The 18,095-nt window shown below is 74.0% G+C and carries 9 protein-coding genes; 8 read left to right on the top strand and 1 reads right to left on the bottom strand.

Going from position 1 to position 18,095, the window contains the following annotated elements; genetic code table 11:
* Positions 1–41: 41 nt before the first annotated feature.
* The 7 genes from QMF80_RS21680 (at position 42) to QMF80_RS21650 (ending at position 15,537) form a co-directional block, all read left to right on the top strand.
* A complete protein-coding gene (locus QMF80_RS21680; protein WP_283455830.1) occupies positions 42–1,748 on the top strand; it encodes a glycerol-3-phosphate dehydrogenase/oxidase in 1,707 nt (568 codons plus the stop codon).
* A gap of 394 nt (positions 1,749–2,142) precedes the next feature.
* Positions 2,143–4,482, top strand: coding sequence for a serine/threonine-protein kinase (locus QMF80_RS21675; RefSeq protein WP_349372227.1), 2,340 nt, complete (start codon positions 2,143–2,145; stop codon positions 4,480–4,482).
* Between the two features lie 155 nt (positions 4,483–4,637).
* A complete protein-coding gene (locus QMF80_RS21670) occupies positions 4,638–8,225 on the top strand; it encodes a serine/threonine kinase C-terminal domain-containing protein (protein ID WP_283455828.1) in 3,588 nt (1,195 codons plus the stop codon).
* Between the two features lie 124 nt (positions 8,226–8,349).
* On the top strand, positions 8,350–10,050 hold the full coding sequence (locus QMF80_RS21665; RefSeq protein ID WP_283455826.1) for a serine/threonine-protein kinase: 1,701 nt from the start codon (positions 8,350–8,352) through the stop codon (positions 10,048–10,050).
* Between the two features lie 215 nt (positions 10,051–10,265).
* Positions 10,266–11,888, top strand: a complete 1,623-nt coding sequence (locus tag QMF80_RS21660) for a succinic semialdehyde dehydrogenase (protein WP_283455824.1) — start codon at positions 10,266–10,268, stop codon at positions 11,886–11,888.
* Between the two features lie 29 nt (positions 11,889–11,917).
* Entirely contained in the window at positions 11,918–13,705 is a 1,788-nt protein-coding gene (locus QMF80_RS21655) for a GMC oxidoreductase (RefSeq protein WP_283455823.1), read from the top strand.
* A 152-nt stretch (positions 13,706–13,857) separates the two neighbouring features.
* On the top strand, positions 13,858–15,537 hold the full coding sequence (locus tag QMF80_RS21650) for a peptidase (RefSeq protein ID WP_283455821.1): 1,680 nt from the start codon (positions 13,858–13,860) through the stop codon (positions 15,535–15,537).
* A 365-nt stretch (positions 15,538–15,902) separates the two neighbouring features.
* On the opposite strand, the gene QMF80_RS21645 is transcribed toward QMF80_RS21650, so the two are convergent.
* Positions 15,903–16,187: a chorismate mutase gene (locus QMF80_RS21645; protein WP_283455819.1), complete on the bottom strand. Its 285-nt coding sequence runs from the start codon at positions 16,185–16,187 to the stop codon at positions 15,903–15,905.
* A gap of 299 nt (positions 16,188–16,486) precedes the next feature.
* Here QMF80_RS21645 and guaA point away from each other — a divergent pair, with 299 nt between their 5' ends.
* On the top strand, positions 16,487–18,079 hold the full coding sequence (guaA, locus tag QMF80_RS21640; RefSeq protein ID WP_283455817.1) for a glutamine-hydrolyzing GMP synthase: 1,593 nt from the start codon (positions 16,487–16,489) through the stop codon (positions 18,077–18,079).
* Positions 18,080–18,095 lie beyond the last annotated feature (16 nt).

Genomic DNA, 18,095 nt, shown 5'->3' with positions numbered 1-18,095 from the left:
GGGGATATGAGCGGGATCACCCGCATCAACGGGAGGCAGCCGTGAGGACAGCGACACTGGGACCCGCGCAGCGTGCGGAGGCGCTCGCCCGGATGGCCGAACGAGAACTCGACGTACTCGTGGTGGGCGCGGGCGTGGTGGGGGCCGGGACCGCGCTCGACGCGGCCACCAGGGGCCTCTCGACCGGCCTGGTCGAGGCCCGGGACTGGGCCTCGGGCACCTCCAGCCGCTCCAGCAAGCTGATCCACGGCGGACTCAGGTACCTGGAGATGCTCGACTTCGCGCTCGTCCGGGAGGCCCTCAAGGAGCGTGGACTGCTGCTGGAACGCCTCGCGCCGCACTTGGTCAAGCCCGTGCCGTTCCTGTACCCGCTCCAGCACAAGGGCTGGGAGCGGCTGTACGCGGGCTCGGGCGTCGCCCTGTACGACGCGATGTCGCTCTCCAGCGGCCACGGCCGGGGCCTGCCGCTGCACCGGCACCTCTCGCGCAAGCGAGCCCTGCGGATCGCACCCGCGCTGCGCAAGGACGCCCTGGTCGGAGCCCTCCAGTACTACGACGCCCAGATGGACGACGCGCGCTATGTGGCCACCTTGGTGCGCACGGCCGCGGCGTACGGGGCGCAGTGCGCCAACCGGGCCCGGGTCGTCGGCTTCCTGCGCGAGGGCGAACGAGTGGTCGGCGCGCGCGTCCAGGACGTCGAGGGCGGCGGGGAGTACGAGATCCGCGCGAAGCAGATCGTGAACGCCACCGGGGTGTGGACGGACGACACGCAGGCGCTGATCGGCGAGCGCGGGCAGTTCCACGTCCGCGCCTCCAAGGGCATCCACCTGGTGGTGCCGAAGGACCGGATCCACTCGGCGACCGGGCTGATCCTGCGCACGGAGAAGTCCGTCCTCTTCGTCATCCCGTGGGGGCGGCACTGGATCGTGGGGACCACCGACACCGACTGGGACCTCGACAAGGCGCACCCGGCGGCGTCCAGCGCGGACATCGACTACCTGCTCGAACACGTGAACTCGGTCCTGGCGGTGCCACTGACCCGCGACGACGTCCAGGGCGTGTACGCGGGCCTGCGGCCGCTGCTGGCCGGGGAGTCGGACGCCACGAGCAAGCTCTCGCGCGAGCACACGGTGGCCCACCCGGTGCCGGGGCTGGTCGTGGTGGCGGGCGGCAAGTACACGACGTACCGGGTCATGGCCAAGGACGCGGTCGACGAGGCGGTGCACGGGCTGGACCAGCGGGTCGCGGAATGCGTCACCGAGGACGTGCCGCTGGTCGGCGCCGAGGGGTACCGGGCGCTGTGGAACGGGCGGGTCCGGATCGCCGCCCGGACGGGTCTTCATGTGGTGCGGGTGGAGCACCTGTTGAACCGGTACGGCTCGCTGACGGAGGAACTGCTCGACCTGATCGCGGCGGACCCGGCCCTGGGGGAACCGGTGACCGGGGCGGACGACTACCTGCGGGCCGAGATCGTGTACGCCGCCTCGCACGAGGGGGCGCGGCACCTGGACGACGTACTGACCCGGCGGACCCGGATCTCGATCGAGACCTTCGACCGGGGGACGAGGTCCGCGCGGGAGTGCGCGGAGCTGATGGCGCCGGTGCTGGGCTGGGACGAGGCGCAGACCGAGAAGGAAGTGGCGCACTACGAGAAGCGGGTCCAGGCGGAACGGGAGTCGCAGCGCCAGCCGGACGACCAGACGGCGGACGCGGCCAGGCTGGGGGCGCCGGACATCGTTCCGCTCTGACGTGCCGAAGTCGTGCCGAAGCGGTGTGGAAGCCGTGCCGAAGCCACGCCGCGGGCCGGGGAACCGTAGACCCGGGACACCCGTCCGTTGCGGAGTGAGGAACAATGAGGTTTCGGCCGGGGCGGGTTACGTCGGGCCCAGCGGGATGACGGGCCGGCCGGAGAAGGCGGCACGATCGCAGAGGGGACGCATGTCGAAGCCGGAGCACAAGCGCAAGCCGGAGTCCCCTGTGGGAACGGCAGCCGACATACCGGCTCCGCTCTCCCCGTCGGATTCCGCTTCATCGGAGTCGGGTCCGGCGGAGCCGGGGGGTGCGGGCACGGGTGGCAAGGCCGCTGACCCGGTGTCGGACTCGGTCGCGCCCGCTGACGACACGTCGGGGGCGGAGCCTGCCGTGACCGGCGGAGCCGCCGCGGACGAGGAACCGGCGGAGCAGCAGGACGCGGTGGCCGCTCCGGCGGAGCCGGAGGATGCCGTACCGGCGGAGCCGGAGGATGCCCTTCCGGGCGAGACCGGTGCGGACGAGCAGCCGGCGGACGACGCCGACGCGACCGAGGTACCCGGGATCGTGCGCGACGCCGGGGCGGGTCCCCGGGCGGACGCCGTGACGAAGGACCTTCCCGAGCCGGAGGCCCTCCCGGGGCCGAAGGGTGCCGGCGCAGGCGCTACGGCCGACTCCGCCGGGCGCAAGGGCGGCGGGGCCGGGGTGGCCGATGCCGCCGGACGGAAGGCCGGCCCGGGGTCCGGCTCCGGCGCGGGCTCCGGCGAGGACGAAGGGCGGCTGCTCGCGCGGCGCTACCGGCTCGGCCGCGTGCTCGGCAAGGGCGGCATGGGCACCGTATGGCGCGCCAAGGACGTCACCCTCGGCCGCACCGTCGCCGTCAAGGAACTCCGGTTCGGCCACGGCGTGGACGAGGACGAGAAGCGCCGCCTCGTCACCCGCACCCTGCGCGAGGCCAAGGCCATCGCCCGGATCCGCAGCGCGGGCGCCGTCACCGTGTACGACGTGGTCGACGAGGACGACCGCCCCTGGATCGTGATGGAGCTGATCGAGGGGCTCTCCCTCGCCGAATTCATCCGCGAGCGCGGCCCGCTGACGCCCCGGCGCGCCGCCGAGGTCGGCCTCGCCGTGCTGGACGTACTCAAGGCCGCCCACGGCGAAGGCATCCTGCACCGCGATGTGAAGCCGTCGAACGTGCTCATCTCCGAGAGCGGCCGGGTCGTCCTCACCGACTTCGGCATCGCCCAGGTCGAGGGCGACCCCTCCGTCACCTCCACCGGCATGCTCGTCGGCGCGCCCTCCTACATCTCGCCCGAGCGCGCCCGTGGCTACAAGCCGGGCCCGCCCGCCGACATGTGGTCGCTCGGCGGTCTGATCTACGCGTCCGTGGAGGGCGTACCCCCGTACGACAAGGGGTCCGCGCTCGCCACGCTCACCGCCGTCATGACCGAGCCGGTCGATCCGCCGAAGAACGCGGGCCCGCTCACCGAGGTCATCTACGGCCTGCTCGCCAAGGACCCGGCCCACCGGCTCGACGACGCCGGTGCCCGCGCCCTGCTGAACGCCGTCCTCGACGCGCCCGAGGCCCCGCCCGAGCCGCTCATCCCGGCCGTGGAGGAGACCCGCCAGATATCCCTGGCGGACGCCCAGCGGGCGGTGGACGAGAAGACCGCCGAGAAGGCCGCTGAGAAGACCGCCGAGAAGGCGGAGAGGGCCGAGAAGAAGGAACGCGACCGCGAGCGGCGCGAACGCGCCCGCGCCGCGCTGAAGTCGGCGCGCAAGGCCGCCGCCGAGGCGGCCGCCGAGCAGAAGGCGGCGGCAGCCTCGGCCGCGGTCGCCGCGTCGGCGGCGCAGGCCCCGGCCACCCCGGCCCGTACGCCGCGCTCCGCCCCGGTCGCGGCCCCGCTCACCGATGTCATGTCCCGCCGCACGATCGCCCTGGCGATAGCCGGGCTGGTCGTCGTACTGGCCGTCATCGGCTCCCTCGTCGTCTACGCCTTCAGCGGCGACGACTCCGGCGACAAGAAGGCCGGCAAGGGCGGCGCCGGGGGCGGTACCGGTACGTCGGCCAGCCCGAAGACCGCTGCCGGTACGAGTGCCGGCAGCGGAACGCCCAGCCCCGACGGCGGCAGCGCCGGACAGCCGAGCCCGGGCCAGCCCCAGGGCGAGGCGCAGGGCCAGAGCCAGGGCCAGGGCCAGGGACAGACGCCGGGACAGGCGCAGGGTCAGAGCCAGGGCACGGGCCAGAGCCAGGGTCAGGGCACGGGCAACGGCGTGCCGGCCGGGTTCGCCACGGTGACGAACAACCAGTTCCACTTCTCCATGGCGATGCCCCAGGGCTTCCACCAGACCGACACCGCGGGCGTGTCCTCCGGCGGGATATACAGCCGCGACGGCGGCTTCCCCCGCATCCAGGTCGACTTCAACAAGAGCCCCACGGACGACGCCCGCCTCGCCTGGTCCCAGCTCGCCCCGGCGGTGGGGGGCAGCAGCAAGGACTACAAGCAGCTCGGACTGCGTGCCGTGGACTATCGCGGGTATCCGACCGTCGCGGACTGGGAGTTCGAGCGCACCCAGAACGGCATGAGGGTCCGCGTGCTCAACCGCGGGTTCAAGATGGATGCCAAGCACGGTTACGCGATCATGATCAGCTGCGCGGCGGACCAGTGGGACGGCGCGGAGTGCACGCAGCTGCGGAACACGGCATTCGACACGTTCCAGCCCGTCGGCTGAGCCGGTGACGGCCGAGCCGGTGTCGCGCTGACGTCACGGGCCTCGGCAGGCCCGGGACGCGGGCGCCCCGGGCGACGTATCGTGTCAGCGGGGCCACGGGGGCGCACACCGCGCAGACCGGGCACCCGCTCACCAACGCGCTCGGGGGAGGCGACATGGAGGAGTACGCGGGCCGGATCCTGGCCGAGCGGTACCGCCTGCCGCTGCCGCCGGCGGGCGCGCCGGACGAGTACGAACTCGTCGAGACGCGGGCCTTCGACACGCGCAGCGGGCAGGAAGTACTGGTCCGGCAGGTGCCGTTGCCGGAGATCGTCGACGCGGAGATGCTCGACGGCCACCGGGCGCCCGCGGCCGGTCGGCGGCCCGTCTCCGAACTGCCCGCGGTGCGGCGAGCGATCGCCGCGGCGCAGGCGGCGGCGCGGGTGCCGGACCATCCGCGGCTGGACCAGGTCTTCGACGTGTTCGCCGAGGGCAACTCGCTGTGGATCGTGAGCGAACTGGTGCCCGCCCGGTCGCTGGCGTCGCTGATCGCGGACGAACCGCTGAGCCCGTACCGGGCGGCGGAAGTGGCCGCGGACGTGCTCGCGGCCCTCGCGGTGCTGCACGCGCACGGTTGGACGCACCGGAACATCACCGTGCGGACGGTGCTGATCTGCGACGACGGGCGCGTCATGCTGACCGGCCTGGCGGCCGGGGCGGCGGAAGAGGCGCTGTGCGGGTACGACCCGGTGCCGGTGGCGGACCCGCCCGGTCCGGTCGGCCCGGACCCCGGTGGCGTGGGCGCGCGGCAGGACGCGGCGTGGGCGCGCGGCGTCCCGGCGCCGAGGCCGCGGCCGTCGCTCGGCCCGGGGCCCGCCGAACCGGCGTACGGAAACTCCGAGTTCGCCGGCCCCGACCTGGGGCCGACGGCCTACGACGCCCAGCGCGACCCCGGTGACGACCCGTACGGCGACGAGGGCGGCCGAAGCGACCCGGGCCTCGGCCGCTTCGCCTCGGACCCGCCGGACGCGGAGCGCGACCCGGACGCGGAGCGCGACCCGGACGCGGAGCGGGACCGGGACGCGGAGCGGGACCCCGGGCCGGGCCCGGGGGCCGTGGCGGTGCCGGGCGATCCGGGGTACGGGCGTGGTTCTGGCGATCCGGGGTACGGGCCGGGGGCCGGGTCCGCTTCCGGCTCGGGTTACGGGCGTCAGGGTGACGGGCCGGAGTACGCGCCGCTGGTGGCGCCCGGGTACGACACGGTGCCGCTGCCGCTGCCGCTGCCGCTGCCGACCCCGCGCAACGGGCCGACGTACACCGATCACATCACCCCGGAGCCGCCGACCGAGCGGCCGGACCTCAAGGCCGCCGCGCGGGCCGGGGCCATCGCGGCGTACCGGGCGGGGGCGCAGGCTGCCGCGCGGATGAGCGAGGAGCGGCGGGGCGGTGCCGCGCCGCCCGAGGGGGCGAACCTGCCCCAGGGCTACTCGTACCCCTACGGAGGCCCCACCCCGTCCACCCCGGCATGGCACGGCGCCACCCCCCGCCCGTCCGAGGCCCTCTCCCCGCCGCCGCCGCCGTCGGTCGCAGCGCCCGGTATGCCTCCTGGTCCCGGTGAGCCTTCGGCCCCGGCCCCCGGCGTGGGCTCCGGCCCGGCCCCGGCTCCGGGTCCCGACGCGGCCCAGGCCGCCGGTCCGGTCCCGGGTCCTGGTGCGGGTTCCGGCCCGGCCGCGGCGTTCGGCGCCGGCTGGGCTCCGGCTTCGGGCTCCGACGCGGCCCGGGCCGCGGGTCCGGCCCCGGGCTCCGGTGCGCCTTCGGGGCCGGCGTCCGATGTCGGCGCCGACCCGCTCCCGGTACTCAGTGCCGACTGGGCCCAGGTGCTTGGTTCGGCCGTCGGTCCGGCCGCGGTTCCGGGTCCCGGTGAACCGTCGGGCCCGGCCCCCGGCGCGGTCCCGGCGTCCGGCGCTGACTGGGTCTCGCCTCCCGGCGCGGCTCCGTACGCCGCCCAGCACGACGTGCCCGGCTCCCCGCCCCGGGCCCCGGACCCCGGCACGCCCACTGGCCCGGTACCGGGCTCCGACGCCGACTGGACCCGGGCCCCCGGTGCGGAGTGGGGTGACGGCTCCGCCCCCGCTCCCGACTCCGATGAGCGCTTCGCCCCCGGCCCCGACACGGGCCACGCCCCCGACCCCGGCACTGCCTCCACCCCCGGCGCGAACAACGCCCCCGGCGCTGCCGCTCGGGCACAGGACGGGGTCGGCTGGCAGGACGGGGAGCGGGGTGTCGGGTCCGGGAGGCGGCTTGCGCTGCCGCAGGGGTTCCGCGAGGCGGAGGTACCCGCCGGGCCGGGTCCCGTAACCGGGTCAGGTACGGATCCAGGGTCCGCGCCGGGCACCGGCACAGGACGGGCCCCGGGGCCCGGGACCGGCACGGGACACGGCCCGGGGACCGGTTCAGGACGGGCGCCGGGTACCGGTACCGGCCCGGGGCCGGGAGCCCGTACCGGGACGGGGCCGGGGGACGGGGCCGGGCCGGGATGGACCGGGCGGGAGGCGCTCACTCCGCTCGACGCCGAGCGGGCACGGCTCACGCGCATGGCCGTGGTCGGGGCCGTCACCGAGCGCTGGGCCCCCGAACAGGCGGGCCCCGTGCACGCGAACTGGCAGCTCGCCGCGCCCATCGGCCCCGCCACCGACCTCTGGGCCCTCGGCGCGCTGCTCTACCGGGCCGTCCAGGGCCACGCCCCCTACCCCGAGGACAGCGCCGCCGAACTCGTCGAGATGATCTGCGCCGAACCCCCCGCCTTCGCGGAGGAGTGCGGCCCACTGCGCCCGGTCGTCGAGTCGCTGCTGCGTCAGGACCCCACCGAGCGCCCCGACTTCGAGGAGCTGCGCGGCTGGCTGCGCTCGCTCGTACGGTCGGCGCCCGAGCCGGACGGCGGCTTCGCGTTCCCGCTGCCCGCACCCGACCCGGCGCGGCTGCCCGTCGTACGCCGCCGGGGCGACCTCTCGCACGGCCGCCACCGCGGCACCCAGCACGCCCCCCGCGCCCGCGGCGGCCGTTCGCTGGGCCGCAACCTGCTGCTGCTGGTCCTGGTGGCCCTGGCGGGCGGGGTCGCGTACGCGCTCTTCTTCATGCCGAAGGCGGGCACGGACGGCCCCGGCGCCGAGGCGCAGGGCAGCCCCAGGCCCTCCGCGGGCGCCGGGACCGCTCAGCCGGGCGGCGGCGGCGCCAACACCCCCACCGGCACGCCCCAGTCCAAGCCCGCGCCCCAGAACGGCACTCCCTCGACGCAGCCCCCCGCGGCGAACGCCCCCGCCGGGTACACGGCCCAGCAGGACCCCGAGGGCTTCCAGGTCTTCGTGCCCAACGGGTGGGAGCGCCACGGCGTCAACGACATGGGCCAGGTCCGGTACACCAATGGCGACTTCGTGCTCGTCCTCACCCCGGGCCGCGACGCCGTGGAGGGCAATCCGGACCCGCTGAGCTACCAGCGCGACAAGGAGCGCGAGCTGGAGCCCTTCCGTACCTCGACGTGGGCGACCTCGACGGGGGTCAAGCAGACCAAGGTGGGTCAACAGCTGATGGCGGAGGGCCAGTACACCTGGACCGACGGGGGCGGCCGTTCCGTGTACGTGCGCAACCGGGCCGTGGCCCTCGGCGGCCGCTACCACGTGGTGATGGTCCTCGGCCCGCAGGACGCCCAGGACAAGGTGACCGAGGTTTTCGAGAAGGCCACGGGGAGTTACCGGCCGGGTTCCTGAGGGCCTGCTGACAGGCGGTCAGTACGGCGATTGCGTCACAGTGCTGTCTTACGGGCCCCGCGCGGTTCCGGCAGTGGCCGCGCGCTCCGTAATCTGGCCCGAAGGCTGAGAGCGGCGGGGTTGAGTGGAACACAGGACAGGCGCGGGCACGGTACTCGTGGGCCGGTACCGGCTCTCCGAGGCGATCGGCCGCGGCGGCATGGGCAGGGTGTGGCGCGCGCACGACGACTTGCTGCACAGAACGGTCGCCGTCAAGGAACTGACGGCGGGTCTGTACGTCGCCGAGGCCGACCGGGCCGTCCTGCACGCCCGGACCCAGAAGGAGGCCCGGGCCGCCGCCCGGATCGCGCACCCGGCGGTCGTCACCGTCCACGACGTCTTCGAGCACGACGACCGGCCGTGGATCGTCATGGAGTACATCGACGGGCCCTCCCTCGCCGAGGCGGCGAAGGCGGCCGGGCGGATCGAGCCCCGCGAGGCGGCCCGGATCGGGCTGCACGTGCTGGGCGCGCTGCGGGCCGCGCACGCGGTCGGCGTACTGCACCGGGACGTCAAGCCGGGCAACGTCCTGCTCGCCAAGGACGGGCGGGTGCTGCTCACCGACTTCGGGATCGCGGCGATCGAGGGGGACTCCTCGATCACCCGGACCGGTGAACTCGTGGGCTCCATCGACTACCTGGCCCCCGAACGGGTCACGGGTGGGGCCCCCGACCCGGCCTCCGACCTGTGGTCGCTGGGCGCCACCCTCTACACGGCGGTCGAGGCGCGCTCGCCGTTCCGCCGCACCTCGCCGATCTCCAGCCTGCAGGCCGTCGTCAACGACGAACCGCCCGCGCTGCGTCAGGCGGGCGCGCTGGGCGCGGTCATCACGGCGCTGCTGCGCAAGGATCCGGCGCAGCGGCCCTCGGCGGCCGAGACCGAGCGGATGCTGGTGGAGGCGATGGAGGGGCGCGAGCCGAAGTCGGCGCACGCCTACGTTCCCACCCGCGCCCTGACTCCGGAGGAGCTGGCCACCCCCGCGCCGTCGGGGCGGCCCGCCCTCCCGTCCGCCGCCGAGCCCGAGCGGCCCGCCGGGGCGCCCGTGCCCGCCGCCGCGACCGCGGTGTTCGGGACGGAGGCCCCGACCGCGCCCGCGCCGCCGCACCCCGCGCCCCGTACGGCCGACCGTCCCACCGGCCGGATCCGGCGCGCGGCGGTGGTGGCCGTGGTGGCCGCCCTGCTGGGCGGGGCCGGGGCCTTCGGGATCCTCAAGTACACGGAGGCGCACCAGGGCACGGCCCAGGGCGGGGACCGTACGGCGAGCGGCTCCGGCGGGCAGAGCGGCGACGCCAAGGCCGACGAGCCCGTCAAGCCCGTCGAGGCCACGGTCCCGGAAGGCTGGCAGCGGGTGAAGGACCCGGCGGGCTTCACCCTGATGGTGCCGAAGGGCTGGACGCGCCAGCTGGACGGGAACCAGATCGACTACACCCCGGACAACGGCAAGCACTTCGTCCGGATCGCCTCCGACACCAAACCGGACTACGACAATCCGTACATGCACCTGCTCGACCTGGAGAAGCAGCTGAGCCTGCGGACCGACTACAAGCGGCAGAAGCTGAACCAGAACACCTTCCGGGACAGCACCCGCGCGGCCCTGTGGGACTTCACCTGGACCGAGAAGGGCGTGCACGCCGGGCCGCGCCGGGCCATCGAGCAGATGTACATCGCTCCGAGCGGCACCGAGTACGCCGTCTACATGTCGGGGCCGCTGTCGGACTGGGCGAAGACCCGCCAGCAGTTCGACACGCTGGTCAGCGGCTGGGAGCCCGCGCCCGAAGGAGGCTGACCGCCGGTACGGGCCGCCCCCGCGAGCCTGCCGCGGTACGGGCCGACCGGCCGGGAGCCCGCCCCCGGCCGGGGCCGGCCGGCCGGGCGCCGGGCTCCCGCGGGTCGCGCTGATCGCGCCAATCGCGCGGATCCTGCCAGCGATCACTGGCGAAATGGCAAAATCCGGTTACCCACGGGTACCCAAAGCCCTCGCGGCGCAATACGCTCACCGCCATGACGGACTCGCAGGCCCCCGCAGCCACCCTCCGCGCCACGACCAACCCGGTGGCCCCCGCCCCGGCGGGCGCCCGGACCGCCGCCGACGTCGTGACCCCGGACCTGGTGGCCCGGCTCACCCGGGGCGTGCTCGGCTCCGGCCGCACCGCCAACCACACCCCCTTCACCGGGGACCGGCTGGCCGAGCTGCCCGAGGCCACCCCCGAGGACGTCGCCGAGGCCTTCGCGCGGGCCCGCGCCGCCCAGGCCGCCTGGGCCGCCGTGCCCGTACGCCGCCGTGCCGCCGTCCTGCTGCGCTTCCACGACCTGGTCCTCGACCGGCAGGCCGAGGTCCTCGACCTCATCCAGCTGGAGACCGGCAAGGCCCGGCTGCACGCCCACGAGGAGGTGCAGGCCGTCGCCATCGCGGCCCGCCACTACGGCCGCAAGGCCCCCGTCTACCTGCGCCCCAAGGGCCACACCGGGGCCATGCCGACCCTGACCAAGGTGGTCGAACTGCGCCAGCCGCGCGGGGTCGTCGGCCAGATCGCCCCCTGGAACTACCCGCTCGAACTCTCCGTCGGCGACGCGCTGCCCGCCTTCGTCTCCGGCAACGCCGTCGTGATGAAGCCGGACACCGAGACCGCGCTGACCGCCCTGTGGGCCCGTGACCTGCTCATCGAGGCGGGCCTGCCCGCCGAGGTCTTCCAGATCGTCCTCGGCGAGGGCCCGGTCGTCGGCCCCGAGGTGGTCCGCCATGCCGACTACGTCTCCTTCACCGGCTCCACCCGCACCGGCCGCGAAGTCGCCCAGGGCGCCGCCGCCCGACTGGTCGGGGTCTCCCTCGAACTCGGCGGCAAGAACGCCATGCTGGTCCTGCACGACGCCGACGTGGAGAAGGCCGCCGCGGGTGCCGTCCGCGCCTGCTTCTCCTCCGCGGGCCAGCTGTGCATCTCCATCGAGCGGCTCTACGTCCACGAGTCGGTCGCCGACGCCTTCGTCGAGCGCTTCGCCGCCCGCACCAGGGCCATGCGCCTCGGCAACTCCCTCGCCTACGGCGCGGACATGGGCTCGCTGGTCGGCGAACGCCAGCTGGAGACCGTACGGCGGCACGTCGACGAGGCCGTCGCCAAGGGGGCCACCCTGGTCGCGGGCGGCACCGCCCGCCCCGACATCGGCCCGCTGTTCTACGAGCCCACCATCCTCGACGGCGTCGAGGCGCCGATGGCGGTGTGCGCCGAGGAGACCTTCGGTCCGGTCGTCTCCCTCTACCGCTTCAGCGACGAGGACACCGCCGTCGCGCAGGCGAACGCCACCTCGTACGGGCTCAACGCCAGCGTCTGGACCAAGGACGCCCGCCGCGGCCGCGCGGTCGCCGCCCGGCTGCGCACCGGCACCGTCAACATCAACGAGGGCTACGCCCCCGCCTACGGCAGCGCCCAGGCCCCCATGGGCGGCATGAAGGACTCGGGCCTCGGCCGCAGGCACGGCTCCGAGGGCATCCTCAAGTACACCGAGGCCCAGACCGTCGCCCACCAGCGGCTGCTGCCGATGGCGCCCTCGCTGGGCATGGACGACGAGAAGTACGCCGCGTTCATGACCCGCAGCCTCAAGGTCATGAAGGCTCTCCGCTTGCGCTAGTACGCCAGTACGCCCTAGGAGGCACAGCAGTGTCGTACGACCAGGCATACGACTACGACGTGATCGTCATCGGATCGGGCTTCGGAGGGTCGGTCTCGGCACTGCGGCTCACCGAGAAGGGCTACCGGGTCGGCGTCCTGGAGGCAGGACGCCGCTTCACCCGCGAGAGCCTGCCCAAGAACAGCTGGGACCTGCGCAACTACCTGTGGGCACCGGCCCTCGGGCTGTACGGGATCCAGCGCATCCACCTGCTCGGCAACGTGATGGTGCTCGCGGGCGCCGGAGTGGGCGGCGGGTCCCTCAACTACGCCAACACGCTGTACGTACCGCCCACCGCCTTCTTCGAGGACCGGCAGTGGGCGGCCGTCACCGACTGGCAGGACGAACTGGCCCCGTACTACGAGCAGGCCAAGCGGATGCTGGGCGTCCGGCTCAACCCGACCACCACCCCCTCCGACGTGCACCTCAAGGCCGCCGCCGAGAAGATGGGCGTCGCGGACTCCTTCCACATGGCCCCCGTCGGCGTCTTCTTCGGCGACGGCGAGGACGCGGAGGGCCAGCGCGCGGTGCGCCCCGGCGAGGAGGTCCCCGACCCCTACTTCGGCGGCGCGGGCCCCGCCCGCACGGCGTGCACCGAATGCGGGGAGTGCATGACGGGCTGCCGCCACGGCGCCAAGAACACCCTGAACGAGAACTACCTGCACCTTGCCGAGCGCGCGGGCGCCGTCATCCACCCCATGACCACGGTCACCGCCCTCGCCGACCACCCCGACGGCGGCTACCGGGTCCGTACCGTCCCCACCGACGGCCGCCGCAAGGCCCCGGCCAAGGTGCTGCGCGCCCGCCACGTCGTGGTCGCCGCCGGTACGTACGGCACGCAGACCCTGCTGCACACCATGAAGGACCGCGGCGAGCTGCCCCGCCTCTCCGACCGGCTCGGCGACCTGACCCGCACCAACTCCGAGGGCCTGGTCGGCGCGCAGACCGACGAGCGCCGCTACCGCAGGCGCCACGGCCCGGACGCGCGCGCCGACTTCACCCGGGGCGTGGCCATCACCTCCTCGGTGCACCCCAACGCCGACACCCACATCGAGCCGGTCCGCTACGGCAAGGGCTCCAACGCCATGGGGTTCATGACCATCCTCCAGGTCCCCTACGGCAAGCACCGGGTCCGCGCCTGGTTCGCCCGCACCGCCAGGCACCCGGTGCAGTTCGCCCGTTCCCTCTCCAACCGCCGCTGGTCGGAGCGGACCATCATCGGCCTGGTCATGCAGTCGCTGGACAACTCGCTGACCACCTACCGCAAACCGGGCGGGATCGGGAAGGGCCTGCTGACCGCCCGCCAGGGCCACGGCGCGCCCAATCCGGTGCAGATCGCCGAGGCCACGCAGGCGGCCACCCTGCTCGCCGAGGAGATCAACGGCTTCCCCGGCAGCAATGTGGGCGAGCTGATGGGCACCCCGCTGACCGCGCACTTCCTGGGCGGCTGCCCCATCGGCGCCACCCCCGAGGAGGGAGTGGTGGACCCGTACCACCGGCTGTACGGGCACCCGGGCATCTCGGTGGTGGACGGTTCGGCGGTCTCCGCGAACCTCGGCGTGAACCCGTCGCTGACGATCACCGCCCAGGCCGAGCGGGCCATGTCGTTCTGGCCCAACAAGGGGGAGCGGGACCCGCGTCCGGACCAGGGCGCGGCGTACGAGCGCCTCGCGGCGGTGGAACCGGTCCGTCCGGCGGTCCCCAAGGAGGCCTTCGCGGCCCTGCGGCTGCCCTTCGTCGCGATGCCCCCGGTCCCGCCGAGGAACCGGGACAGCTGAGCGCGCCGGGACACGGCAACGGAGTCTGCTCTCCCCCTCCGAGAGCAGACTCCGTACACAAGTGACACGTGACCGCTCCGGATGGTTGCCAGTGATGCCTGTCACATGGGGAACCAGGCAACTGCCGTCTGCGTTCGGCGGTCTCGATGGTCATGAGAAAGCGCATCTCCCTGCTGGCCGCGGCCGGTCTGGTGGCTCTGGGGCTGACCACCCCCGCCGCCGCCGCGGAACCCGTCTTTCCGCTCACCGGTCCGTCCGAGATCGGCCTCCGGCTCCACCCGGGGACGCCGACGGGCGTGGCGAAGGAATCGCTCCTCGCCTTCTCCCTGGACTCCCCGGCCGCGGCGGACGGCTTCCAGGGCACGTTCACCTTCGCGGTCGACCTCGGCAGGCTGACCGGGGTCGCGGACGTCCGGGAAGCCCCGTCCGCCAACCCGGCGTGCGCGCGGACCGTCACCACCTTGATCTGCGAGGTCACCGGCACCGCCGGGGCCCGCCCCGGCTTCCAGTTGCTCCTCGGCGCCGCCAGGGGCGGCGCGGACGGCGCCCACGGCGCCCTCACCGTGACCGGCTCGGTCAAGGGCGCCACCATCACACCCGTCACCACCGAGGTGACCGTCGGCGGTCCCGACCTGGTGATGGAGAAGCTCCCGCTCACGGCCGACCTGGTGACCGGGCAGAAGCAGCCCGTTCCGCTCGCCTTCGCCAACACCGGGAACCGCGCCGCCCACGGCGTGGTCCTCGAACTGGCCGCCACCCGCGGCATGGAGTTCCTGGAGGCGTACGACAACTGCACCACCCGCGGCGGCGGCGTCACGGCCGTCACCCGCTGCACCTTCGAGGGCGACTTCGGCCCCGGCGAGCAGTACGAGCTGGCCGACCCGCTGACCCTGCGCGCCACCGCACGGGCCTACGAGGACCAGCTCGGCTACGGGATCTACGAGACCGGCAGCCGCCCGGACACGGGCAGCGCCCTGTCCGCACCCGCAGCCGGGACCGCCGGGACCGCCGGGAGCAGCGGCGCCCCCGGCTCCACCGGCAAGAAGCTGGCCGTCAAGAAGCGCACCGTCGCCAAGAAGGCCACCGACCTCGAACCGGGCGACAACCGGCGCGAGTTCGCCTTCCGCACCGCCAACACCGCGGACTTCGCCGCCACCGGCGCCACCCTCCAGGGCAAGGCGGGCCAGACGGTCACCGCCGACCTCGGCTTCCGCAGCCAGGGACCGGCCTGGACCGGCCGCCCCGGCGACGGCGCGCCCGTGGCCCGTACGGACATCCGCGTCCCGGCCGGGACCACCGTCACCAAGAAGCCCGACGCCTGCCGGGCCGTGAACGCGGACGGCACGGAGCGCACCGCCGCCCAGCAGCTCGGCGCGCCCCGCTACTTCTGCGCGAGCGCGTCGGCGGTGCTGGAGAACGACCAGGTCCGCTACACCTTCGAACTGAGGGTGGACCAGGTGATCGAGGGGGCCAAGGGCTCGGTCGGCGTCGGCGCGGAGACCCCGCAGGGGGTCACGCCGCACCGCTTCGACCCGAAGACGGACAACAACACGGCCGAGGTCGTCCTGAACGCCAAGGGCGGCGGGACCGGCCCGACCCCCGGGCCGACCGGCAGCCCGTCGCCCTCGGCCTCCGGCTCCGCCTCGCCGGGCCCGTCCACCCCGGCCTCGGGCTCCGCGACCCCGCCCGCCACCACCCCGAACCACGGCCCCAACGGCGGCCTCGCCTCCACCGGCAGCTCCGCCGGGACGATGGCGCTGGGCGCGGTCGTGCTGCTGGCGGCCGGTGGCGCGCTGTACGTGGCGTTCCGGCGCCGCACCGGGCGCGCGTAACGGCGTACCCGTGAGCGAACCCCGGGGGGAAACCGGGGGACGCGGGGACGCGGGGACGCGGGAACGCGGGAACGCGGGGACATGAAAGAACGGCCGGTCCGGGGCGTCCCCTGGACCGGCCGTTTTTTATGGGTGACCGGGCTGCTGTCCCCTGCCGTCCGGTCACGCGTAGGAGCGAGGTCCCACGACGCCCGCTCCACGGGGCGGGCGTCTCCATCGCTCCGGCGGAGCCACGCGTGGTTCGTGCGGGCCCGCGCCTGGCTGGCACGGACACCGCCATCAACGCGGCGGGCCGGGGGCCGGTCACGGCTCGGACGAGTGACGAACAGGCGCGCGCGGGACGTCGGGGGCCGCGGGAAGCGGGTTCACACGCGGCCGCGGGACAGCTCCAGCAGAGTCATGGCCAAAGCGGTTCCGGGCTTGCCGAGAGCACTGCTCCAATGCGAGAGCACCTCCATTTCGCGCGAGAGGTGCACCCGCCGCCCGCCCGAGGCGATCCGGGCGTCCTGGATGACGGCCGAGACTGCCATCCGCTCCTGGATCAGACCGATGATCCGGTCGTCGAGGGCGTCGATCCGCTCCCGGGAACCGGCGATCAGCTGGGCGGGGGAGGTGGCGGGGACGGGGACGGGGGTGGTGGCGACGGACACGGGTTCCTCCGGTGTGGTCGGGGGCCCGCAGGTCCGGAAGAACGCCGGAGCGCCCCGGTCCTGTCGGACCGGGGCGCTCTGGGAAGTCAGTGGCTCAGGCGAGCATCACGATGACCCATGGCGACCGGACCGGCCGGTGCCATAGGTAAAGAGGAAGCTCAGCTGCTCGCGCACGGTACGGATTATTACCTTCCGTACCCCGCCCGGCCAACCGGGTTCGGATGGTGAGACGAAAGGGCCCACCCCGCCACCGTTAGAATCGACAAAACAGCCACCTCTTCCGCCGGAAGGCCTGCCCCGTGCCAGAAGCACCCTCCGCCGCCCACGACAGCGCCCCGGACACGGTTCTCGTCGTCGACTTCGGCGCCCAGTACGCCCAGCTCATCGCCCGCCGCGTCCGTGAGGCCAGGGTCTACAGCGAGATCGTGCCCGGCACGATGCCCGTGGCAGAGATGCTGGCCAAGAACCCCAAGGCGATCATCCTCTCCGGCGGTCCGTCCTCCGTGTACGAGGAGGGCGCCCCTCGCCTGGACGACTCCCGCGCCCTGTTCGAGGCCGGGGTCCCGGTCTTCGGCATGTGCTACGGCTTCCAGCTGATGGCCACCACCCTCGGCGGCACCGTCGACAACACCGGCGCCCGCGAGTACGGCCGTACCGAACTGGCCGTCTCCAAGCCCGGCTCCACCCTCTTCGAGGGCACCCCCGACAACCAGTCGGTGTGGATGTCCCACGGCGACGCCTGCTCCGCCGCCCCCGAGGGCTTCACCGTCACCGCGTCGACCCACGTCGTCCCGGTCGCGGCCTTCGAGAACGACGAGAAGAAGCTGTACGGGGTCCAGTACCACCCCGAGGTCATGCACTCCACGCACGGCCAGCAGATCCTGGAGCACTTCCTCTACCGCGGTGCGGGCCTCGCCCCCGCCTGGACCACCGGCAACATCGTCGAGGAGCAGATCGCGGCCATCCGCGAGCAGGTCGGCGACAAGCGCGCCATCTGCGGCCTCTCCGGCGGCGTGGACTCGGCGGTCGCCGCGGCCCTCGTCCAGAAGGCCATCGGCTCCCAGCTCACCTGCGTCTACGTCGACCACGGCCTGATGCGCAAGGGCGAGACCGAGCAGGTCGAGAAGGACTTCGTCGCCGCGACCGGCGTCCAGCTGAAGGTCGTCGACGCGCAGGAGCGCTTCCTGGGCGCGCTGGCCGGAGTCTCCGACCCGGAGACCAAGCGGAAGATCATCGGCCGCGAGTTCATCCGCGTCTTCGAGCAGGCCCAGGCCGAGATCATCGCCGAGGGCGGGGCCGACGTGGCCTTCCTGGTCCAGGGCACCCTGTACCCGGACGTCGTCGAGTCCGGCGGCGGCAGCGGCACGGCCAACATCAAGTCCCACCACAACGTGGGCGGGCTCCCCGACGACATCGAGTTCGAACTCGTCGAGCCGCTGCGCCAGTTGTTCAAGGACGAGGTCCGCATGGTGGGCCAGGAGCTGGGCCTGCCGGACGAGATCGTCCAGCGCCAGCCCTTCCCCGGCCCCGGCCTCGGCATCCGCATCGTGGGTGAGGTCACCAAGGAGCGTCTGGACCTGCTCCGCGAGGCCGACGCCATCGCGCGCCACGAGCTGACCGCCGCGGGCCTGGACCGGGCGATCTGGCAGTGCCCGGTCGTCCTGCTCGCGGACGTCCGCAGCGTCGGCGTCCAGGGCGACGGCCGCACCTACGGTCACCCGATCGTGCTGCGCCCCGTCTCCTCCGAGGACGCGATGACCGCGGACTGGACGCGCATGCCGTACGAGGTGCTGGCCAAGATCTCCACCCGCATCACCAACGAGGTGCCGGACGTGAACCGCGTGGTCCTGGACTGCACGAGCAAGCCCCCGGGCACCATCGAGTGGGAGTAGTCCCTCCCGCCCGGAC

The sequence above is a fragment of the Streptomyces sp. G-G2 genome, from assembly GCF_030063135.1.
Taxonomy (GTDB): domain Bacteria; phylum Actinomycetota; class Actinomycetes; order Streptomycetales; family Streptomycetaceae; genus Streptomyces.
This window is presented reverse-complemented; position numbering and strand designations above follow the sequence as displayed.

Bases quoted from the DNA above. Each gene is read 5' to 3' on its own strand.
- QMF80_RS21650 (WP_283455821.1), top strand. From the start codon at position 13,858: ATGAGAAAGCGCATCTCCCTGCTGGCCGCGGCCGGTCTGGTGGCTCTG.
- QMF80_RS21660 (WP_283455824.1), top strand. From the start codon at position 10,266: ATGACGGACTCGCAGGCCCCCGCAGCCACCCTCCGCGCCACGACCAAC.
- QMF80_RS21670 (WP_283455828.1), top strand. From the start codon at position 4,638: ATGGAGGAGTACGCGGGCCGGATCCTGGCCGAGCGGTACCGCCTGCCG.